At 36.5% G+C, this 20,990-nt stretch carries 22 protein-coding genes; 19 read left to right on the forward strand and 3 right to left on the reverse strand.

What is annotated here, in order from left to right; genetic code table 11:
• Nucleotides 1-8 precede the first annotated feature (8 nt).
• Together AC59HC_RS01455 and lepA are read left to right on the forward strand one after the other, a co-directional pair.
• Nucleotides 9-1,046 carry a glycine zipper 2TM domain-containing protein gene (locus AC59HC_RS01455; protein ID WP_496557867.1) on the forward strand — a complete coding sequence of 346 codons (1,038 nt, stop codon included), beginning with the start codon at nt 9-11 and terminating at the stop codon, nt 1,044-1,046.
• A gap of 131 nt (nt 1,047-1,177) precedes the next feature.
• Nucleotides 1,178-2,974, forward strand: coding sequence for a translation elongation factor 4 (lepA, locus tag AC59HC_RS01460; RefSeq protein ID WP_062672783.1), 1,797 nt, complete (start codon nt 1,178-1,180; stop codon nt 2,972-2,974).
• A 55-nt stretch (nt 2,975-3,029) separates the two neighbouring features.
• On the opposite strand, the gene AC59HC_RS01465 is transcribed toward lepA, so the two are convergent.
• A complete protein-coding gene (locus tag AC59HC_RS01465) occupies nt 3,030-3,671 on the reverse strand; it encodes a DUF1579 domain-containing protein (RefSeq protein WP_496557868.1) in 642 nt (213 codons plus the stop codon).
• Between the two features lie 122 nt (nt 3,672-3,793).
• On the opposite strand from AC59HC_RS01465, the gene AC59HC_RS01470 reads away from it, so the two are divergent.
• From AC59HC_RS01470 to AC59HC_RS01545, 16 genes are all read left to right on the forward strand, one after another.
• Nucleotides 3,794-4,489 carry an NUDIX hydrolase gene (locus AC59HC_RS01470; RefSeq protein WP_110008940.1) on the forward strand — a complete coding sequence of 232 codons (696 nt, stop codon included), beginning with the start codon at nt 3,794-3,796 and terminating at the stop codon, nt 4,487-4,489.
• 453 nt (nt 4,490-4,942) lie between these two features.
• A complete protein-coding gene (ybiA, locus tag AC59HC_RS01475; RefSeq protein ID WP_496557869.1) occupies nt 4,943-5,485 on the forward strand; it encodes a riboflavin biosynthesis intermediates N-glycosidase in 543 nt (180 codons plus the stop codon).
• A 26-nt stretch (nt 5,486-5,511) separates the two neighbouring features.
• Nucleotides 5,512-6,063, forward strand: a complete 552-nt coding sequence (locus AC59HC_RS01480; protein WP_343642659.1) for a prolyl hydroxylase family protein — start codon at nt 5,512-5,514, stop codon at nt 6,061-6,063.
• Nucleotides 6,064-6,140: 77 nt separating this feature from the next.
• Nucleotides 6,141-6,476 carry a hypothetical protein gene (locus tag AC59HC_RS01485; RefSeq protein WP_202842205.1) on the forward strand — a complete coding sequence of 112 codons (336 nt, stop codon included), beginning with the start codon at nt 6,141-6,143 and terminating at the stop codon, nt 6,474-6,476.
• 2 nt (nt 6,477-6,478) lie between these two features.
• A complete protein-coding gene (locus AC59HC_RS01490; RefSeq protein ID WP_395972062.1) occupies nt 6,479-7,333 on the forward strand; it encodes a hypothetical protein in 855 nt (284 codons plus the stop codon).
• A 63-nt stretch (nt 7,334-7,396) separates the two neighbouring features.
• On the forward strand, nt 7,397-8,467 hold the full coding sequence (locus AC59HC_RS01495; RefSeq protein WP_395972061.1) for an adenylosuccinate synthetase: 1,071 nt from the start codon (nt 7,397-7,399) through the stop codon (nt 8,465-8,467).
• 68 nt (nt 8,468-8,535) lie between these two features.
• Complete coding sequence (locus tag AC59HC_RS01500) at nt 8,536-9,009, forward strand: macro domain-containing protein (RefSeq protein WP_496557870.1); 474 nt, start codon at nt 8,536-8,538, stop codon at nt 9,007-9,009.
• A 14-nt stretch (nt 9,010-9,023) separates the two neighbouring features.
• On the forward strand, nt 9,024-9,617 hold the full coding sequence (locus tag AC59HC_RS01505) for a DUF4291 domain-containing protein (RefSeq protein WP_496557871.1): 594 nt from the start codon (nt 9,024-9,026) through the stop codon (nt 9,615-9,617).
• Nucleotides 9,618-9,633: 16 nt separating this feature from the next.
• Nucleotides 9,634-10,047: an ADP-ribosylation/crystallin J1 gene (locus AC59HC_RS01510; protein WP_496557872.1), complete on the forward strand. Its 414-nt coding sequence runs from the start codon at nt 9,634-9,636 to the stop codon at nt 10,045-10,047.
• A gap of 2 nt (nt 10,048-10,049) precedes the next feature.
• On the forward strand, nt 10,050-10,865 hold the full coding sequence (locus AC59HC_RS01515; protein ID WP_496557873.1) for a TIGR02452 family protein: 816 nt from the start codon (nt 10,050-10,052) through the stop codon (nt 10,863-10,865).
• The gene (locus tag AC59HC_RS01520) at nt 10,862-11,368 is read left to right on the forward strand and encodes an O-acetyl-ADP-ribose deacetylase (RefSeq protein WP_496557874.1); all 507 of its coding nucleotides are present in this window, start codon (nt 10,862-10,864) and stop codon (nt 11,366-11,368) included. The genes AC59HC_RS01515 and AC59HC_RS01520 overlap by 4 nt, the downstream gene beginning before the upstream one ends.
• 4 nt (nt 11,369-11,372) lie before the next feature.
• On the forward strand, nt 11,373-12,059 hold the full coding sequence (locus AC59HC_RS01525) for an SIR2 family NAD-dependent protein deacylase (protein ID WP_496557875.1): 687 nt from the start codon (nt 11,373-11,375) through the stop codon (nt 12,057-12,059).
• Nucleotides 12,059-13,024: an ADP-ribosylglycohydrolase family protein gene (locus AC59HC_RS01530; RefSeq protein ID WP_496557876.1), complete on the forward strand. Its 966-nt coding sequence runs from the start codon at nt 12,059-12,061 to the stop codon at nt 13,022-13,024. The genes AC59HC_RS01525 and AC59HC_RS01530 overlap by 1 nt, the downstream gene beginning before the upstream one ends.
• A 10-nt stretch (nt 13,025-13,034) precedes the next feature.
• The gene (locus tag AC59HC_RS01535) at nt 13,035-13,577 is read left to right on the forward strand and encodes an RNA 2'-phosphotransferase (protein ID WP_496557877.1); all 543 of its coding nucleotides are present in this window, start codon (nt 13,035-13,037) and stop codon (nt 13,575-13,577) included.
• 1 nt (nt 13,578) lies between these two features.
• Nucleotides 13,579-14,307, forward strand: coding sequence for a metallophosphoesterase family protein (locus AC59HC_RS01540; RefSeq protein WP_202842228.1), 729 nt, complete (start codon nt 13,579-13,581; stop codon nt 14,305-14,307).
• A gap of 155 nt (nt 14,308-14,462) precedes the next feature.
• Nucleotides 14,463-16,187 carry a M14 family metallopeptidase gene (locus tag AC59HC_RS01545; protein ID WP_496557878.1) on the forward strand — a complete coding sequence of 575 codons (1,725 nt, stop codon included), beginning with the start codon at nt 14,463-14,465 and terminating at the stop codon, nt 16,185-16,187.
• 60 nt (nt 16,188-16,247) lie between these two features.
• Here the strand turns inward: AC59HC_RS01545 and AC59HC_RS01550 are convergent, their stop codons facing one another.
• Nucleotides 16,248-17,129: a cupin-like domain-containing protein gene (locus AC59HC_RS01550; RefSeq protein WP_110008924.1), complete on the reverse strand. Its 882-nt coding sequence runs from the start codon at nt 17,127-17,129 to the stop codon at nt 16,248-16,250.
• 446 nt (nt 17,130-17,575) lie between these two features.
• Here AC59HC_RS01550 and AC59HC_RS01555 point away from each other — a divergent pair, with 446 nt between their 5' ends.
• Entirely contained in the window at nt 17,576-20,353 is a 2,778-nt protein-coding gene (locus AC59HC_RS01555) for a carboxypeptidase-like regulatory domain-containing protein (protein ID WP_496557879.1), read from the forward strand.
• A gap of 46 nt (nt 20,354-20,399) precedes the next feature.
• Here the strand turns inward: AC59HC_RS01555 and AC59HC_RS01560 are convergent, their stop codons facing one another.
• Entirely contained in the window at nt 20,400-20,897 is a 498-nt protein-coding gene (locus tag AC59HC_RS01560) for a DinB family protein (RefSeq protein ID WP_062672748.1), read from the reverse strand.
• Nucleotides 20,898-20,990 lie beyond the last annotated feature (93 nt).

Genomic DNA, 20,990 nt, shown 5'->3' on the forward strand with positions numbered 1-20,990 from the left:
TTAGCAAGATGAAAAAATTATTTTTCTTTTTTTTACTTTCATCTTTATGGCCGGCTCAAAAGACTGAAATAATTAAGCTTAATGATAATCTAAAAGACAAAAAGGGACTTACAAAATCACTCACTTTTATTGATAACAGATCAGATAAAAATATAGGTAGCATTTCAGACAAAAAAGATCTTGTTGAGCTGAAATTTGCAAATATTGACCTTAAAGGCTTTATCGAAAATAAATTCAATGAAGATAATAAAACAGTGGGAAATAATGATATTGTTCTGATGCTGGAAGACCTTAAAGTCTATGAAGAGCATGACAATAACCGTACATTCCCTTATGCGAAAGCCAGAATTAAACTGTCAAGCTTTATCAAAAGAAATGATAAATATTATTTTATAGGAAGATATAATAATGTGATCGTTTCCAATCCGAAAATAACTGTACATTCTTCTAAATATCTGGCAGATCATATTTCTGAGGTATTTACTCAGTTTATCAAAGCTTCTTATTATCCGAATATTACCCAGGGGTATTATATTCCTGAAAACGAGATAAACAGGTATGAAGAGTTTTTACATAAAGGGTATAAGGCATTTAATAATGCTGTCCTTAAAGATGGAGTCTATACCACTTTTCAGGCGTTTCATAATCAGGAACCGAATTTGGATTATTCTGTTAAGAAAAATAAAAAAGGAAATGTAGTTCAGTTGAATTATAATGGTCAGGAAACATCCTTTTCCAATATGTATTGTTATGTTGAAAACGGAAAAGCTTATAAAACAACACCGGTAGGGATGGATGAAATAAAGAAGGATTCCAGAGGATTTTATATTTATTCTTCCAGAACCAATCTTTTTGCGGCCGCCCAAACCGGAGGATTATTTGTTGGAGCAGTTGCAGGAGGGCTGGTAGGGGCATTAATAGGAGCTGCCATAGATTCTTCATCCGGTACTAATGCAGGAGCTATTCATGGTGTCGGTTTCAGATCTACTATGGAATCCAATGTCTATCTGGATTCTTTAACCGGAGGATATGTTTTTGAAAAATAGGAATATTTTCGGAAGGATGGAATAAAAAAACAAGGGTTTTCAATCGGAAATTAAATAAATTTATACAATAAGATAATGAAAGACAATAATCTCTTGCTTTTTTTTATCTTTGCAAATTACAAGATTCTTAAATGAAAAACATACGAAATTTTTGCATAATCGCTCATATCGACCATGGTAAAAGTACCCTGGCAGACCGTCTATTGGAGTACACGAATACCGTTACCCAAAGAGAATTACAGTCTCAGACGCTGGATGATATGGATCTGGAGAAAGAACGTGGGATTACAATCAAGTCACATGCGATCCAGATGGATTATGAGTATAAAGGAGAAAAATATATTTTAAACCTTATTGATACCCCGGGACACGTTGACTTCTCTTATGAAGTATCCCGTTCTATTGCTGCCTGTGAAGGAGCACTTCTAATTGTAGATGCTGCACAGAGTATTCAGGCACAAACCATCAGTAACCTGTATCTTGCATTGGAAAATGATTTAACGATCATTCCGATTCTGAATAAAATTGACCTTCCGTCTGCAAATCCTGAAGAAGTAACCGATGAGATCATGAACCTTATCGGATGCGAATATGAAGATGTATTGAGAGTTTCCGGTAAAACAGGAGAAGGTGTTCATAACCTTTTAGAGCAGATTGTTGAAAGAATTCCTGCACCGGTAGGAGATCCTGACGGTCCGCTGCAGGCTTTGATCTTTGACTCTGTATACAACCCGTTCAGAGGTATTGAAGCTTATTTTAAAGTAGTGAACGGAAGTATCACCAAAAATGAAAAGATCAAATTCTTCGCTACAGGAAAAGAATATGGAGCTGATGAGGTAGGTACCTTAAAACTGAAGCAGGTTCCCAAGAAAACAATCCATTGCGGAGATGTAGGATATCTTGTATCCGGTATTAAAGATGCCCGTGAAGTAAAAGTAGGAGATACCATCACTTCATTTGAAAAACCTGCGGATGCTCCGATTGATGGATTTGAGGAAGTAAAGCCAATGGTATTTGCCGGGATTTATCCAATTGATTCTGAAGATTTCGAAGAATTAAGATTCTCTCTTGAAAAATTAAGACTGAATGATGCTTCTCTGGTTTTCGAGCCGGAAAGTTCCGCAGCTCTTGGTTTTGGTTTCCGTTGCGGATTCTTGGGAATGCTACACATGGAAATTGTTCAGGAACGTCTTGACAGAGAGTTTAATATGAACGTAATCACTACGGTACCAAACGTTTCTTATTTTGGATATACTAAAAAAGAACCTGAAGTTCCCATTCTGATCAATAACCCGTCTGAAATGATGGATCCTTCAACGATGGACAGAGTAGAAGAACCATTCATCAAGGCGTCTATCATTACAAAATCCGATTTCGTAGGAGCAGTAATGACTTTATGTATTGAAAAGAGAGGAGAAATCGTTAACCAGAGTTATCTGACATCAGAAAGAGTAGAGTTAATTTTCAATATGCCTCTTGCTGAGGTGGTATTCGACTTCTATGACAGATTAAAATCTATCTCTAAAGGATATGCTTCATTCGATTATCACCCCATCGGATTCAGAGCTTCCAAGCTTGTAAAAATGGATATCCTGATCAATGGTGATATGGTAGATGCTTTATCTTCATTGATTCACGATTCTAATGCTTATTATATCGGTAAAAGAATGTGTGAAAAGCTTCGTGAACTGATCCCGAGACAACAGTTTGATATTGCTGTTCAGGCTGCATTAGGTACGAAAGTAATCGCAAGAGAAACTATTAAGGCCTTGAGAAAAGACGTTACCGCAAAATGTTACGGAGGGGATATTTCCAGAAAACGTAAGTTATTGGAAAAGCAGAAAGAAGGTAAGAAGAAAATGAAGCAGATTGGTAGAGTAGAAGTACCGCAATCAGCGTTCATGGCTGTATTAAAGTTAAATGATTAATTATTAATCTATTATAAATTGAAAACCGCTTCTGATGAAGCGGTTTTTTTATGGATTATTTTTTACGCGTATATTTTATTTCCATAGTTTTATATTCCTTTCCGGTCTTGGAATCAGGGCCGTACATTTCAAGTTTTTGAGTATTATCATCCACAAAGGTGAATACTTCTCTGAAATTACAATCTTTTCCAGGTCTTGAAGGATCCGTCATTTTTCCTTTAAACTCAACCGATTTTGTGGAAGGATTCCAGTCTCCTTCGCTGTGCATGATTCCGGTTCCCATATTGTCGATCCATGTACTGACAAACTTTTTCTTTGCGTTATCATATCCCACAATACTCATTCCTTCAAAAGGCATCCCCATAAAGTCACCTTTATGATTAGTGATCTGATAACGTCCGCCAAACATCATTTTATTGGTCGCCTCAGATTTACTCATCATAGGTTTTGCTCCGTTTTCCATCCACATTGTCGTTTCACCTGTCCAGGTTCCATCAGACTTTGCAAGCATTTTTTGCATTTCTCCCGGTGTTGAGTACGCCATCCAGTCTTTCATGGCGGTTGCGGAGTCTACTGGCTTCCATTCAGATGTAGATGCTGAATCTGTTTTATCAGAACCACTGGCTGCTGTTGTTTTTCCTTTCTCACAAGCTATTAATAAAAAAGCTGCAGAAAGAATTGCTAATAAATTTTTCATAATAATTTAGTTTTAAGATGGTTAGAAAGATAACTTAAAGGTAAGAACTTTTATGTTAATTAAAATTTTTTTTAATACAGGCATAAATTGTAACTTTGTGTATTCATAACGCAAATCAATTTATGGAGTCTCCAAAAAAATTACAGGATATAAAAGTGGCTGTAGATGCCGTTATTTTCGGATATTTTGATAAAAAAGATCTTCAGATCCTTCTGATTAAAAGAAATATTGAACCTTTTAAAGGAGGCTGGGCACTTCCGGGAGGGCTTGTTCTTGATGATGAAAGTGTAGATGATGCGGTAAAAAGAGAATTGTATGAAGAAGCCGGTATAAAGCCCGATTTTTTGGAACAACTGTATACTTTTGGTAATCTGGGCCGCGATCCGAGAAACAGAGTGGTTTCTGTGGCTTATTTGGGGCTTGTAAACCCATCTTATCATGAACTGTTTGCCGATTCAGATGCCGATGACGCACAATGGTTTAGTATTAATAAACTTCCATCAGTAGCATTTGATCACAAAACCATTATTGAGACAGCATTAAAAAGACTTCGCACAAAAATTCAATACCAGCCAATCGGCTTCAATCTTCTCAATGAAGAATTCCCTTTTTCAGATCTTGAAAATCTTTATAAAACCATTGTCGGACAAGAAATTGACAGAAGAAACTTCCGCAAGAAAATCATGAGCTACGGACTCCTGAACGAAACCAATAACGTTAAAAAAGAAGGCAGCGGCAGACCCGGGAAACTTTTTACTTTCAATAAAGAAAAATATAAAGAGCTGGAAGAGCAGGGCTTTTATTTTGAAATCAAATAGTTTGTTTTAAACACAAATTTCACAAATGTCTTGCACAAATATTCATTAATATTTACAGGCATTTTCGGAATGCACATTATACAGTATTAAGACATTCAATAGGAAATATCTAACTCCGGATTGTATTATCGGTCTTCTGTCATTCTGACGGAGGAAGAATCTCGTAATTGATTAGGTTCTTCACACACTGTTGAACTACGTTCGCAGACCTTCAGTCTGTGTTTAGAATGACATTGATATAATAACAATTTTTAAGATCAAATTCCACCAGTTTTAGCTGAAACCTATCAAATTTGTGTCATTTGTGATTAAAATTTGTGTTATTCGTGTTTGTTAAGATTAATTTTTTATTGCTGGAAATCAATTAATTATATTTATTAGCGTAAAATTAACACAAATAAATTTGGTGTAAAGGCTGATATTCTTTTAAATTTGTGTCAAAATAACGCAATCATGAAATATACCTTACAAAATATTATAGAACGCTTTCAAAAAAAGGAAAAGATAAAATATCTCTTTTTCTGGGGACACACGGCAACAGATATTGTTACCAAATCATGTTTAAGCCAATGGTCTCCAGGAAGTTTTGAAGAAAACGGAATTACCTATAGAACAGCAGAACATTATATGATGGCTGCAAAAGCAAGATTATTTAATGATGCTGAAATGGAAAAGGAAATTTTAAAAGCCGCTACTCCGAATCAGGCAAAAGCTCTGGGTAGAAAAGTAAAAAACTTTGATCCGAAACAGTGGGATGAACATAAATATCAGATTGTAACTCAGGGAAATCTTTTGAAATTCTCTCAAAATCAGAAATTTAAAGACTTTCTTTTATCAACCGGAGACAAAGTTTTAGTGGAGGCAAGCCCTTATGATAGAATCTGGGGAATCGGGATGCTGGAAACAGATAACAGAGCTGAAAACCCTTTATTATGGAACGGAGAAAACCTTTTAGGATTTGCCTTGATGGAAGTAAGAGATGAATTAAGAAGATAATAACACAAACCAGACACAAAATAGTAATGATGGAAAAAATAGAACTGCACCCGGACATATTTCTCATTGAAGATTTTCTAACCGAAACTGAATGCGATCAATATATCGCTCTTGCCCAGGACAAAGTATTTGAAGAAGCAAAAATCAATGTATTCGGACGCCAGCAGATGAATAAAGGAATCAGAAATAATGACCGACTGATGATTTTTGATACTGCAATTGCTGAAGAGCTTTTTAATAAGGCTGTAGAGTTTCTGCCTCAGGAATGTGGTGGATATCAACTTTTTAACTTTAATGAAATGCTCAGGGTTTATAAATATGCTCCCGGACAGCAGTTCAAAATGCACAGAGATGGAAGTTATATCCGAAATGAAAAGGAGAAAAGTTTCTACACTTTTATGATCTATCTGAATGATGATTTTGAAGGAGGAGAAACAGAATTTGAAAACCTGTTTACAGTAGCTCCGAAGAAAGGAACCGCTCTTGTTTTTCACCACCCTTTAAGACACGAAGGAAAAACACTGATCAGTGGCTTGAAATATGTTTTGAGAACAGATATAATGTATTCAATAGTATAAGTCAACAGGATCGGAGAAAGGCATTGCTATGTCTTGTTTAATTAGCGTAATTTTAACACAAATAAAAATATTTGATCATGGAAGATGAATTAAAACCCAGATTTATCGAATCATTACAAAGAAATAATGATCAGATCAGAGAAGACCGTGCAAAAATCATCGGAGCAGATTCCGAACTGATTTACAGGCGCAGAGTCGAAGATATCGAATTAAAAATTAAAAGACTCGGGCGTGAACAGGAAGGGCTTATTGATATCAGTCCTTTAGACAGAAACAGTCTGACTTTTGCGGATTTCAATCCCGAAGCATTCGTTCAGAAAGACATGGAATTATCATTAACAATCAGAAATCTGAATATTCAGCTCGAAGTTACCCAAAAGAGATTTGAATATTTATTTGGAAAAAAATTATAGTCATGGGAAGTACAAGATACGATTTAGACGCTCGTTATGACAGAGCAAGCAAAGCAGGTTACGGAACAAAATCAGCAGGGGAAATTTTCACCCAGAATGCCAAAAGAATGGCTCACGAATCGATGAATCCTCATGGAGTTTCTTTCAGGGAATCCAGAGATTCAGAAGTTCACCCTCAGTCAGTTCCGATCATTTTAGGACTGGATGTTACCGGAAGCATGGGACATATCCCGCACGAGTTGATCAGAGATGGATTACCGAAACTCATGGGCGGAATCATCCAGGGAGGCGTTCCCGATCCGGCCTTATTGTTCCTTGGAATCGGAGATCATGAATGTGATGGTTATCCGCTACAGGTGGGACAGTTCGAATCAGGAGATGCAGAACTGGATATGTGGCTTACCCGAACCTATATTGAATCCGGAGGAGGTGGAAATGCAGGTGAAAGTTATCTTTTAGCATGGTATTTTGCAGCATTTCACACAAGAACAGATGCCTTTGAAAAGAGAAAACAAAAAGGACTGCTGTTTACCGTAGGGGATGAGCCTTGTTTAAAAACACTTCCTGCTTCCGCCATCAGGGAAATTATGGGAAAAGGGCAGCAAACCTATACTCATTTTGAATTGCTGGAAGAAGCACAGAAAAGATACGAAGTATACCACATCAGTGTTTTACATTCGGATCAGGCACTGAGAGCAGACAGAGGCTGGAAAGAATTATTAGGACAAAACTGTATTTCCATAGCAGATCACAGAGAAATTCCGAATGTTATTAAAAACATTATCTGTGATAAATTTAAAGATCAAACCTTTGGGACACCAGGAACAGGAGGGTTGGATCAGTTTCAGATGCTTTAGAATTTTCTGAATACCAGTAGTAAATTGATAAAGTGGTGATTAAGGTTTAAAAAATAAAAAGAGATGAAAAAGGCGCAAATCGTAATAGGACTTGGTTTTGGTGATGAAGGAAAAGGAATTACCACAGATTTTCTGGCTTCTCAGAATCCGGAGGCTGTTGTGATCAGATTTTCAGGAGGTCAGCAGGCTGCTCATACTGTAATGATTGATGAAAGAAAGCATGTGCATTCAAGCTTTGCAAGCGGCGCACTTCGTGGTTTGCCTTCATATTTTACCGGGCATTGTACGATTCATCCCGTTTTTCTACTTAATGAAAGAGAAGAATTAAAAGCAAAGAACGGAAACATTGAGCTCCATATTCATCCATTGGCAAAAGTTACCACTCCTTTTGATGTATGGCAGAACAGAACAAGTGCCCGTAATCTGGAACACGGAACCTGCGGAAAAGGAGTAGGAGCCACGATGAAAAGGCACGAAAGCCCTTATAAACTATTTGCTGCAGACCTGATTGCGCCCAGAGAGATGCTGATGGAAAAGCTGAAAGGAATTGCCTATTATTATGGCTTTATAGATGAAAACGAAATTAGTGAACTTTTACAGCCTTTTCTGGATGCTATTGACAGTATGGATTGGAAAATAAGTGACTATAACTATCTGGCTAACTTCGATCACCTTATTTTTGAAGGAAGTCAGGGTATTTTACTCGATATGGACCATGGCGTTTTTCCCAATGTGACTTATGCACATACGACTTCAAAAAATGCCTGTGAGATTTGTAAGCTTTTAAAGATTGAAGATATTGAAATGTATTATGTGACCAGAAGTTATGCAACCCGTCATGGAAACGGCTGGATGAGCAATGAAAAAGAAATGAATCTGAAAAACAATGAAGAAGAAACCTGTATATTCAATGAATATCAAAAGGAGCTAAGAACCGGAGAAATAGATTACAAACTGCTGAATTATGCCTTAAAACTGGATGGAGCTTATGCATTTCCGGTTAAAAAAAATCTTGTCATTACTTGTTTGGATCAGATTGATGAGGAATTTAAAGTAGAAAATCTTGATGAGGAATTTGATGTTGTCTATGGATCCTATTCTCCTTATTCTAAAGATTTTAAACGGATTTTTTAAATTCAGCAGTTAAAAATGTTAATTTTATTTGGAGAGGAGGAAATGATAGAGAATAAAAGAAAATAACCATGAAAACGATACAATATTTAAAAGGGGATGCTACGGTCCCACAGGCCAAAGGAACAAAAATCATCGCCCATATCTGCAATGATATCGGAGGCTGGGGAAAAGGTTTTGTACTGGCAGTTTCCAAGAGATGGGAAGAGCCGGAAAAAGAATATAGAAACTGGCACCGTTTCAGAAGTAAAAATAATTTTGCTTTAGGAGAAATTCAATTGGTTCAGGTTGAAAAATACATTTTTGTAGCCAATATAATCGGGCAAAAAGGAATAAAAACCGGAAGCAATGGTGTCCCTGTTCGGTATGATGCCATTGAAAAAGCTCTGGGAAAACTTTCCAATGAAGCTTTGCTGCTGAATGCAAGCGTTCACATGCCAAGAATCGGATGTGGACTGGCAGGAGGAAAATGGGAAGAAATTGAACCTATAATCGAAAGAACATTGCTTGTAAAGAATGTGGAGGTATATGTGTATGATTTTTAATAAATTAACCAACAATGAAAGAATTTGAAATAAGAGCAGATTATAAAAATGACACGCTGATCGTCTATCAGGCCTATAATAAAGCAATTGCAAAACCAGCCGTAGAGAATCAGAAATTTACAGCTCCTTTTTCATTCAACAGGATGACCTGGATAAAGCCTTCTTTTCTTTGGATGATGGAACGCAGCAACTATGGACAGAAACCCAATCAGGAATGTACCCTGGCTATACATATTAAAAGAGAAGCCTGGGAGAAAGCCTTAAGCAAAGCAATTCTTACTTCACCTGAAAAAAGGGTTTATCCCGATCCCCGAAAATGGGAAAAAGATTTTGAAAATGCCGGAATATATGTGCAATGGGATCCTGAAAGGAATATTAAAGGAACAAAACTGAATTACCGCTCTATTCAGGTAGGAATCAGCCGCTCATTGATTGAAGAGTTCAATGAAGAATGGATTGTAAAAATCGAAGATTATTCTCCTTTGGTTAAAAAGATTCTTAATCTTACCAAGTCGGGAGAATTCGACAAGGCAAAGAAACTGCTGCCGGTAGAAAAAAATTATCCTCTGTCAAAAGAGCTGGCTTACAGAATTGGAGCCACAGTATAACTAAATAACGAACGTCATGAAAACAACAACATTATACAGACCGGTAGGAGAAAAAGAAATGATATTGATTATGGAAAGCGGATTTAAAAAATTTCCTCCAAGACTGGAATGGCAGCCCATTTTTTACCCAGTTCTTAATGAAGAATATGCTTCAGAGATTGCAGAAAAATGGAATACCAGAGATGAAGCCGGAAACTATCTTGGTTTCGTAACCCGGTTTGATGTACTGGAAGAAGCAGCAGCTCAATATCCTGCTCAGAATGTAGGAGCAAGAAACCATAATGAACTATGGGTTCCTTCCGAAGATCTTAACAGCTTTAATAAGGCAATTGTAGGAGATATCAAAGTAATCAAAGTATTTATAGGAGATGACTTTAAGAAGGCTGCAAGTGCTGAGTTGGAAGATTTGATGATCAACATAAAAAACTAACTATGACTAATAAAGGAATGGCAAAAGATACTTTGGATATCTTAGCTAAAAAATATTATATTAACGAACATAACGAAAAAATAAATATAGAAAACGAGCTGGAAATCAGTAAAAAAGAAACCTCTCTTTTCACTCCGGAGCAGCTTTCTGAAATGAAAGAATCTCCATTGCCGGAAATCAGTTTTGAAACAAAAATTGAAACCTGGAAGTGCAGTTCTTTAAAAGCAATTTTACAATTAGCCGAAGAAGAAAATCAGGAGAAGATTATGTGTCTGAATTTTGCATCAGCAAAAAATCCGGGTGGAGGATTTATCAATGGAGCAGAAGCACAGGAAGAAAGTCTGGCAAGAACTTCCGGACTGTATGAAAGCTTACTTCAGGCATTTGATTATTACACAATTCATCGTGCAATGGAATCCTGTTTTTATACCGATACAATGATTTACAGTCCTAAAGTTCCTGTTTTCAGGAAAGATAAGGGAGAGTTGCTTCCTAAGCCTGTTCTGTGTAATTTCATCACGTCTCCGGCAGTCAATACAGGGGTGGTAAAACGTCAGGAACCGGAAAGAGCACATGAAATTCTTGATGCAATGGATCTTAGAATGGATAAAATGCTTTCACTGGCTTTACAACAAGGAAATGAAGTTCTGATTTTAGGAGCCTGGGGATGCGGTGTCTTCAAAAATGATCCAAAAGAAATTGCAGGATTATTCGGGAAATATCTTCAGGGAAAATATAAAAATAAATTTAAAAGAGTGGTTTTCGCAGTGCTTACCAAGAAAGAAGATATGGTGAAACCATTTGAAGAAATACAATGAAAATTGAATTAATAAAAGGAGACATCACAAAAATCAAGGCCGATGCTATTGTCAACGCAGCCAATTCATCCTTACTTGGGGGAGGCGGTGTAGATGGAGCTATTCACAGAGTGGGAGGATCTCAGATATTGGAAGAATGTGTTGCGATCAGAAATAGACAAGGAAAATGCAAAACGGGAGAAGCGGTAGTAACAAATGCAGGAAATCTCCCTGCAAAATATGTTATTCATACAGTAGGACCAGTTTGGAACGGTCACGAAGAAAAGGAATCCATTCTTCTGGCAAACTGTTATCATAATTCTTTGAATTTGGCAGAAAGCCTTGGTGTGAAAACCATTGCTTTTCCTAATATCAGTACGGGAGTTTATAGGTTTCCAAAAGAACTGGCTGGAAAAATTGCTGTAGATGCGGTCAGAAATTTTAAATCGGATATCATTGAGAAAGTTATATTTGTTTGTTTTGATGATGAAAATGAGATAATTTACCAAAAACTTTTAGATTAAACCCATGAAAAAACTAACCATATTAAGCGGTGCAGGAATCAGTGCCGAAAGCGGAATAAAAACCTTCAGAGACGGAGACGGTCTCTGGGAAAATCATAATGTAACGGATGTAGCAAGTCCGGAAGGCTGGAAAAAAGACAGAGCTTTGGTTCTGGAATTTTACAATCAGAGAAGACGCCAGCTGCATGAAGTACAACCTAACGAAGCGCATCAATTACTGGCGGAGCTGGAAAAATATTTTGATGTTCAGATCATTACCCAGAATATTGATGACCTTCACGAAAGAGCAGGATCTACTAAGATTCTTCATATTCACGGAGAACTGTTCAAATCATGCTCATGCAACAATAAAAACCTGATTTATGAACAAAAAGAGGATATTAAAATTGGTGATAAAGCTGAAGATGGAGCGCAATTAAGACCTTTTATCGTTTGGTTCGGAGAAGATGTTCCTTTATATCAAACGGCAAGAGAAATCGTAAAAGAATCGGATATTCTGCTGGTTATCGGGACTTCTCTGCAGGTATATCCCGCAGCAGGACTGATTCATGATATCAAAGATGACTGCCTTTTAATTGTCATCAATCCTAATGAAACGGGGTTCGGATACGGACAGAGAGCTGTTGTAATGAAAGAAACTGCTACTCAGGGAATGAAATTATTATTTGATAAATTAGTCAATTTAGCCTGATGAAAAATAAAGTAAAAGCAGGAATTATAGGCGTTTGTATTGGAGATGCCCTTGGTGTTCCGGTGGAATTTAGAAGTAGAGAACAGCTTAAGCGATCTCCCGTTACTAAAATGCGTGCTTTGGGAACTCACCACCAGCCTGCAGGCACATGGAGTGACGATAGTTCTTTGACATTGTGTCTTGCAGATAGTTTATGTAATGGATATGATCTCGAAGATATTGCATTGAAATTTTTACAATGGTACAATGCAGAAATATGGACTCCTCACGGAAGGGTTTTCGACATAGGTATTGCAACTTCACAGGCAATTTATAGAATTGGAAAAGGTGTTTCTCCTACTTTATGTGGCGGAAATTCGGAGTTCGATAATGGAAACGGTTCTTTAATGAGGATTATGCCATTATTATTTTATATCAAGGATTTGACCATTCAGAAACGCTTTGAGATTATAAAAGATGTTTCCTCTATCACACACAGACATATCCGTTCAATTTTAGCCTGTTTTATTTATTTGGAATTTGCTTTAGAAATTTTAAAAGGAAAAGATAGATGGGAAGCATATAGGACGATGCAGAAAACAGTTCGGGAATTTCTGGATCATAATCCAATTTGTTCACAAAATGAAATGGATAAATTCCACCGGATTTTAGAACTAAAAGTGGGGGAATATGATTTAGCTCCTTTACATACTTTGAAGGAGGAGGAAATAAATTCTGGCGGCTATGTTCTTCACAGCCTGGAAGCCTCTCTATGGTGTTTTTTAAACTCAGAAAGCTATTCTGAAGCTGTTTTGAAGGCCGTCAATCTCGGGGAAGATACCGATACAACGGGAGCTATCACAGGAGGAATTGCCGGAATTTATTATGGATATGAAAATATTCCACAAGAATGGATTTCTGAGCTGATGAGAAAGGATGATATTGAAGCATTGTGTGAGAAATTACACCAAAAATTAATGAATTAAAACACAATCCATGAACGAAATAGAAAAGAAAAAAATAAGTAAATTTTTAAGCCTGATCCTGCGGCATCAGCCTGAAAGCATTGGGCTTACGCTCGATGAAAACGGTTGGGCAGATATAGAAGAACTGCGGGAGAAATCAGCAAAGAAAAGAATATATTTTACCTCCGAAGAATTGGATGAGGTGGTAGAAACGAACAACAAAAAGCGTTTTGCTTTGAACGAAGATAAAACGAAGATCAGGGCGAGTCAGGGACATTCTATTGATATTGATCTGGCGCTGGAAGCTATACAGCCGCCGGAATTTCTTTATCACGGAACTGCTGAAGCTAATATCAGATTTATCATGGAAAAAGGTATTGAAAAAAGAAGCCGTCAGCATGTACACTTAAGCGCTGATAAAGAGACTGCTGCAAAGGTTGGAATGAGACACGGCAAGCCTGTGATTCTTACGATCAGAACCGGAACCATGCATCAGGAAGGATTATCTTTCTACCAGTCTGCAAATGGGGTTTGGTTAACAGATTTTGTAGATGCAAAATATATTTCAAAGTAAAATGAGCAGAACATTAGTGGTTGGAGACATTCACGGAGGATTTAAAGCCTTACGGCAGGTTCTTGAAAGAGCCGAGGTTACGCCAAATGATCAGCTGATTTTCCTGGGAGATTATGTAGACGGATGGAGTGAGTCTTCTGAAATAATACATTTTTTAATGGATCTCTCCAAAAAGCAGGAATGTATTTTCATCAAAGGAAACCACGATGCATGGTGCGAAGATTGGTTAACATCAGGCAAAAATCCTGATGTTTGGCTTTTCAACGGAGGAAAAAGTACTGTTGAGAGCTACAAAGAATATCTTCTGGAAGATCTGGATCTTCACCTTGAATTTTTTCAAAGGATGAAAAACTATCATATTGACGATCAGAACCGGTTGTTTATTCATGCCGGATATGCTTCCATGCACGGCCCCGAAAGAGAAGTATATTCCAGTAATTACCGCTGGGACAGAACCCTCTGGGAAACGGCTGTTGCGATGGATAAAAAACTGCAGAAAAACTCAGAGCTTTATCCTAAGAGACTGCTTTTGTACAATGAAATATTTATAGGGCATACACCGACTCTTGATATCGGAATTACAGTACCGGCCAACAAAGCCAATATCTGGAATATGGACACCGGAGCGGCTTATACCGGATCTTTATCTATCATGGATATCGATTCCAAAGAATTCTGGCAAAGCGATCCGCTTCCTTTCTTATATCCAAAAGAAAAAGGGCGAAATTAATACTGTTGAGAACAAACCAAACAGGTTTTCAAAACCCGTTTGGTTTTTATCTGCAAAACAACTTTACCTTTTCAATCTTTTGCAATTTTGACTGCCAAGACATCCCCGTTTCTCATAAAAGATGATTAATTTTAAAGTCTGAAAATATGACTTCAATGAAACTGAAATATCTTTTATTCACATTAAGTTCTACCTTGTTTTTGGCTCAAAAATCATTTCAAACCCCTTTTGAAAAAGGAAACGGAAATCAAACTGTTACCTACGATGAAATGAATAGCTATTACCAGAATCTGGCTAAAAATTTCAATACCATTCAATACCTTAAAAAGGGAGAAGATGACAATGAAAAACCCATTTATGTAGTGGTTTATAATCCTTTTCCTGAAAAAGACCTTGAAAAATTAAGAAAAAACAAAGCCATTCTTTTTGTCAACAATGGAATTCACCCGGGAGAGCCGGATGGAATAGATGCTACCATGATGCTGATGAGAGATCTGGCGGCTAAAAAAATTAAAACTCCGCAGAACTTTATTATTGCTGCTATTTCCGCTTACAATGTCAGTGGAATGCTCAACAGAGGATCTTACTCGAGAGCCAATCAGAATGGACCGGAGCAGTACGGTTTCAGGGGAAATGCAAGAAATTATGATCTGAACAGAGATTTTATCAAGGCAGATTCCAAAAATGCCAGAAGCTTTCAGGAAATCTACCAGTGGTTAAAACCAGATGTTTTTATTGATAATCACGTCAGCAACGGAGCGGATTATCAATATACATTCACCTATATTTCTACTTTTAAAGAACGTCTGGGCAATACTCTGGGGAATTACTTCTACAATGATTATCAGGCTAAAAATCTTGAAGATATGAAGAAGCTGGGCTATGAAAGTACTCCTTATGTCAACATTCACGGAGATGTTCCGGAAGTAGGATTTGCCTCATTTGAAGATTCTCCCAGATATTCTACAGGATATACTTCACTTTTCAATTCCTTAGGAACTGTTCCGGAAACCCATATGTTGAAGCCTTATGATAAAAGGGTAGATGCTACCTACAAATATATGTTGGTGAACCTGCAGAATTTGGATAAAGATTATCATACCATAAAGCAGCTCCGCATTGAAAATTTAAAACAGTATCAGGCCGGAAAACAATATGGAATCCGTTGGAAAATTGACTCCACAAAATTTTCTATGATGGATTTTAAGGGCTACGAAGGAAAATATAAACCTAGTGAAATTTCAGGGAAACCAAGGCTGTATTATGACAGAAATAAACCATTTACCAAAAGTATAAAGCTTTTTACAACGGCTGTTCCAACGGGATATATTACCATTCCGAAGTATTATGTCATTCCACAATCACAATATCGTGTAATTGAAGAATTGAAGAGAAACAATATTCAGATGAGCCCCTTGCAGAAAGACAGCACTTTGTCTGTTGAGTCCTATAAAATAAAAGATTTTAAAACCGTTAAAAATCCTTATGAAGGCCATTATCTGCACTTTGAAACGACGGTTGATGCTTCCCGTAAAAGTTTGCTGTTTTCGGCAGGGGATTATCTAGTTACTACCGATCAGCCAGGGGTAAAATATATTATAGAAACTCTTGAGCCTGAGGCATTAGATTCATTTTTCAACTGGAATTTCTTCGATGGAATTCTGGCGCAGAAAGAATACTATTCTGCTTATATTTTCGAAGATACAGCTGCCGAACTCCTGAAAAAAGATAAAAAGCTGAAAGAAGCCTTTGAAGCAGCGAAAGCGTCTGACAAAAAACTGTCCGAAGATGGAACTGCACAACTGGATTGGATCTACAGGCATTCTCCTTATTTTGAAGAGAAAACTTTCAGGCAGTATCCGGTTTACAGAGTGTTGTAATTAATTGATAATAAGTAAATAAACTAAAAAAGGCGTTTCCATGGAAACGCCTTTTTTTAATTATCTAGGTAAGCCTCTTTTCAAAGCTATTTCTGCTCTTTTAATCGCCATTTTCTCCTTCCAGTCCATGTATTTCTTTTTGAAATTAGACTTCATAATATCGTCAAATTTACGCTGTACAGTAAGATTCCATAGAGAATGTGCTTTTACAGCCCATGATTTGTCCCAGGCTCTTAAAGAAATTGAGAAACTTCCGTCCAGATACTTCATCCAATGCCACCATCCGGTAGGCATGAATAAGGTATCTCCATGTTCAAGGAAACACTCAATTCCTTCCACACCATCCAGTGCAGGGAACTTGGTGAAGTCAGGATTTTCAATATCATAATCTTCCAGGGCATAGGTTGCGTACGGAATCTGATACAGTCTTTCTTTCCATTTGTAATCAAAAAGAAGAATATGTTTTCTTCCGTTGAAGTGAGTATGGAAAATATGAGCCATATCAATGTCAAAGTGAAGGAATGTCACTGATCCTTTTCCACCAAAGAACATATTCGGATACTTATCCAGGAATCCTCCCATTAGGTCTTTAGGAGAAATATAATCTTCCAAAAGTTTCGGGGCATATTTTATAGGGTCGAAGAGAAAAATTCTAAGATCGGTTGGCTCTCGCTGGATAAGATCTATATAATCTCCAAACTTCATTTTTGCTGCAGATGCATTGATGGGAGCCGAAGGATCTGCCTTTGAGCTGTCGTATAGCGGTACCTCCACATCTCCTACAACTTCCTTCATATATTCCATCGTCCATTTTTGATAAGCAGGCCACTTTTTTGCCATATTTCTGATGACAACGGGCCTTCTTGGCTTCAGATATTTTTCGTAGAAATCTTCTTTAGAAATGTCTTCTACAACATCTATAGGCTTTAAAATAATTCCCATTTTATAAATTTTATGTTACAAAATTATTAAATATATATATATGTACCAGAGTTTAATTTTTTTTTAATCTATGATTCAAATCAGATTTTCCTATTTAGAATAAGTAAGAATATCAATTTTCTTACTTCCCTTTAAAATTGTTGTTTATGCCTTCAATAAGACAAAATCTATTCAGATTATGTTACACAAAATCAAAAATTAATTTCACTCTTCTTTTGCAGAATATTTATGCCAAAGATTATCTTACCATGAAATAGATATTCATAAAAAAATGAGTAAACAGTTTGAGTTTTTTTAATTATTTCTTTTTTCATCGAAAATTCAAAAGTTTAAAAAATATCACTATGTTTGTAGTGATATTAATTTAACCTTTAATATTAAAATTCATCTTTATAAAAAGTGTAACAAAAAACAATAACCATTAACTAATTGAGCAAATAATAAGTATGAAAAAAAATATTTCTTTATTTCTGATGCTATTCTTTACTGTGCTTACTTTTGCACAGAAAACGGTTTCAGGAAAGATCACCGATGATGATGGGGTAGCAATACCCAGTGCCAGTGTGACGATCGAAGAACCCGGCAAAGATGCTATTCTTGCTTACGCCATTACAAATTCCAAGGGAGAATATAAAGTAACTTTCACTTCCGGAGAATCCAATGTGGATCTTAAAGTGAAAGCATTCAATCAGAAACCTCTTACAAAGCAAATCAGTAACAGCGATCAGACTCTAAACTTTAAAATGCAGTCTGAAGCCACAGAAATTAAAGAAGTACAGCTGAAAACCAAAATGATTACCGCCAGAGGTGACACCATTTCTTACGATCTTAAAGCATTCAACAGTAAAAATGACAGAACACTTGCTGATGTAATGAAAAAGATTCCGGGAATTGAAGTAAACAAGGACGGAACAATTCTTTATCAGGGAAATGCCATCAATAAATTCTACGTCAACGGAAAAGACCTTATGGAAGGAGGTTATGGAACCATCAACAACTCTCTTCCTAAAGATGCAGTACAGAAAGTAGAAGTTCTGGAGAACCACCAGCCGGTAAAAATACTTCAGGATAAAGTTCCTTCAGACCAGGCAGCAATCAATATCAAGCTTAAAAACTCTGTAACCATGACAGGTAGAGGTGAAGTAGGGACCGGTTTCGGAGATCCATGGCTTTGGAATGTAAAACTGACTCCCATGTTTTTCGGGCAGAAAAGCCAATGGGTAGTCAATTATAAAACCAACAACATGGGTGAACAGGTGGAAAATGAGGGGAATATTCTGGCGTTTGGAAGTTCATGGGAAGGAAGAAGAAGTAATATTTCTCAAAATAACTGGCTGAGTGTAGAAAATGCAAGTACACCAAATTTACCAGTGAAAAGGTATTTGATGAATAACGTTCACTATTTGTCTGCAAACTATTTAACAAATATTGATAAGAAGAAGGAATGGGAATTGAAGCTTAATGCAAATTATACAAATAACGCAGTAGAAAGAGAGGATTATAATGAAACAACTTATTTTCCAACTAAAGAAAGACCACAACAGTCTACTGTAGTGATGAGTACCAGAAATAATTTTTATACAGATAAACTGAAGGGAGAATTGATCTTTACCAAAAATGCTAAGAAAGGGTTCTTTAAAAATACCACAAGTTTCAGCCAGTTCTGGAATGCAGACAGAGCATTTGCTGAAAGAGCAGGAAGATCAGGAAATCAGGGAGTGGAATCTCCAACATCATCTTTCCAAAACTCATTGAGTACTATTATTCCATGGGGAGAAAAGATGGTGAATTTCAAATCATATATCAATTATCAGGATGATCAGCAGACATTGAAAGTAGATCCGGCAAGTTATTTACAGCTGCCATACAAACTTCCAAAGGTAAACCCGAACGATCCTAACGAAAAAGATAGATATGGCATTGTAAATTTTGCACCAGGCACTTTAGCGCTACAACAGTTCAGACTAAAAACTTTAGATACCTCACATTCAGCAAATATTAGTTTTTCTAAAAAAGGATGGACATTCACTCCTCAGGTGGGATTTGATTTCTCTACAGATAAGCTAAATACAAACTTTGATGGGCAAGCAATTCAAAATCCTTCTGTGCCGAATGATGTACCGCCAAATTTCAATGATGGTATTTATGAAAACAACCTGAAATTTACAGAAATTGTTCCTTCTGCTTCGCTAGGTGTTAATTATAAATCTGAATCTTGGAGTATTTTTGCAAATTTTCCAGCAAATTTCAATAGCATTAAAGCTGAAGATGATTTAAGAGGAGTTTCAAAATCACTAAATAAGACAACGTTTACTCCAAATGCTTTTATTCAGTATTCATTTGCTTCATTCTGGAAAGCAAGTTTGAATGGAAACATCAGCAATAATTTTGGAGATATTCAAACGGCTTATGCAGGTTACATGTTATTAAGCCCTAGAGGATTTAATGTAATGGATCCTAATAACCCGATACCTCAAATAACGTCAAAAATGGCAGGATCTAGAATTGAATACAGAAATCCATTAAACAATCTATTCTTTAATATTAATTATTCATTGAGTGATAGTAAAAGAAATTTGCTTTCTTCTCCAATTTTGGATGCAGCAACGGGGTCTACTTTAATCCGATACATTGAAAGAGAAAATCATTCAAAGAGTAATAGATTTAATGTTGAGGTTGGTAAATACTTCCCAAAATTCAAGACCAATGCTTCTGTGAGCTATGGAAATACATTGACAAAAAGTGATGCGTTCTTGGATGACACTCAATATTTGAGCAAAAACAATACTCAGACTTATGGACTTAAGTTCAATAATACCTATTTTAGCTGGGCAAGTGTAGATTATACACTTAATTTATCAAGAAACAAGCAAGATAATATAGGCTTGAGTTCTAATCAGAGCAGGCTCGGTGTCAATACAGGATTTAATCACAATCTGGCAGTTTATTTCTATCCTATAGAAGACCATACAATTGGATTCAATTGGGATCAGGTGAATACAAGTGATGGAAGTAATAAATATAAGAATGCGTTCTATGATATTTCTTACCAATTTTCATGGTCTAAAAAGAAAATTGATTTTGAAATTAAATGGTTGAATATTGCTAACAGAAAATTCTTTGAAACCTATAATATCAATCAAACAACAAATAGTTCTTCTTACACGAAAATTCAGCTTCGCCCAAGCCAGGTCATGCTAACCGTAAAATTCAACTTTAAATAAAACAAAAAACCAATCCATGCGGATTGGTTTTTTGTTGAGATATTAATTAAAAACTTTGCTGGTCTGCTGAAGGCCCATAGCTTCCCGGCAAAGGAATATTGTTCAGCCTGTAATACACTCCTAGTTGAGCCCTGTGATGAGTAATCTGGTTTAAGGCATGGCGTATTGCCCCATATTTGCTCCAGCTTGCCAGCTCATGGCCGTCATTTTTAATCGTCCAGCTGGGATTCAGATCGTTTTCTGTACTGTTTTCTAATGCTGTTTTTGCTGACTGGTAATCATCTTCCAGTTTTTTCATCAGTTCATCTCTTGTAGAAAGAATGGTAGGTTTATAATCTCCTTTGGCAAAATCCAGTTCAGAAGTTTTTAAAATTGTGTTCGGCCATTCAAAAACTTCTACAAGATGGGTGGCAAGGGGCATCATTTTCATACTTTTTTCATGTGGAGCATAATCATTTTTTCCTTCAGGGAATAGTTCAATAAATTTTTTTGTGGTTTGAAATTCTCCCTCCAGTTCGGATTTTAATTGAGATAAAGTGTCCATAATATTTTGTTTTTTAGAAACTTAAAGGTAAGCGTTTTAAAAATGAAACTGTTCTAACAGAATCATAATTTTTTAAGTAGTAAAGATTGAAAA

The organism is Chryseobacterium sp. DZ-32 (genome assembly GCF_059587025.1).

Coding starts and splice junctions, on each gene's coding strand:
- lepA (WP_062672783.1), top strand. CDS start 1,178: ATGAAAAACATACGAAATTTTTGCATAATCGCTCATATCGACCATGGT.
- AC59HC_RS01455 (WP_496557867.1), top strand. CDS start 9: ATGAAAAAATTATTTTTCTTTTTTTTACTTTCATCTTTATGGCCGGCT.
- AC59HC_RS01510 (WP_496557872.1), top strand. CDS start 9,634: ATGAAAACAACAACATTATACAGACCGGTAGGAGAAAAAGAAATGATA.
- AC59HC_RS01550 (WP_110008924.1), bottom strand. CDS start 17,129: ATGGGAATTATTTTAAAGCCTATAGATGTTGTAGAAGACATTTCTAAA.
- AC59HC_RS01535 (WP_496557877.1), top strand. CDS start 13,035: ATGAACGAAATAGAAAAGAAAAAAATAAGTAAATTTTTAAGCCTGATC.
- AC59HC_RS01470 (WP_110008940.1), top strand. CDS start 3,794: ATGGAGTCTCCAAAAAAATTACAGGATATAAAAGTGGCTGTAGATGCC.
- AC59HC_RS01515 (WP_496557873.1), top strand. CDS start 10,050: ATGACTAATAAAGGAATGGCAAAAGATACTTTGGATATCTTAGCTAAA.
- AC59HC_RS01465 (WP_496557868.1), bottom strand. CDS start 3,671: ATGAAAAATTTATTAGCAATTCTTTCTGCAGCTTTTTTATTAATAGCT.
- AC59HC_RS01485 (WP_202842205.1), top strand. CDS start 6,141: ATGGAAGATGAATTAAAACCCAGATTTATCGAATCATTACAAAGAAAT.
- AC59HC_RS01545 (WP_496557878.1), top strand. CDS start 14,463: ATGAAACTGAAATATCTTTTATTCACATTAAGTTCTACCTTGTTTTTG.
- AC59HC_RS01500 (WP_496557870.1), top strand. CDS start 8,536: ATGAAAACGATACAATATTTAAAAGGGGATGCTACGGTCCCACAGGCC.
- AC59HC_RS01520 (WP_496557874.1), top strand. CDS start 10,862: ATGAAAATTGAATTAATAAAAGGAGACATCACAAAAATCAAGGCCGAT.
- ybiA (WP_496557869.1), top strand. CDS start 4,943: ATGAAATATACCTTACAAAATATTATAGAACGCTTTCAAAAAAAGGAA.
- AC59HC_RS01525 (WP_496557875.1), top strand. CDS start 11,373: ATGAAAAAACTAACCATATTAAGCGGTGCAGGAATCAGTGCCGAAAGC.
- AC59HC_RS01480 (WP_343642659.1), top strand. CDS start 5,512: ATGATGGAAAAAATAGAACTGCACCCGGACATATTTCTCATTGAAGAT.
- AC59HC_RS01490 (WP_395972062.1), top strand. CDS start 6,479: ATGGGAAGTACAAGATACGATTTAGACGCTCGTTATGACAGAGCAAGC.
- AC59HC_RS01560 (WP_062672748.1), bottom strand. CDS start 20,897: ATGGACACTTTATCTCAATTAAAATCCGAACTGGAGGGAGAATTTCAA.
- AC59HC_RS01505 (WP_496557871.1), top strand. CDS start 9,024: ATGAAAGAATTTGAAATAAGAGCAGATTATAAAAATGACACGCTGATC.
- AC59HC_RS01555 (WP_496557879.1), top strand. CDS start 17,576: ATGAAAAAAAATATTTCTTTATTTCTGATGCTATTCTTTACTGTGCTT.
- AC59HC_RS01540 (WP_202842228.1), top strand. CDS start 13,579: ATGAGCAGAACATTAGTGGTTGGAGACATTCACGGAGGATTTAAAGCC.
- AC59HC_RS01495 (WP_395972061.1), top strand. CDS start 7,397: ATGAAAAAGGCGCAAATCGTAATAGGACTTGGTTTTGGTGATGAAGGA.
- AC59HC_RS01530 (WP_496557876.1), top strand. CDS start 12,059: ATGAAAAATAAAGTAAAAGCAGGAATTATAGGCGTTTGTATTGGAGAT.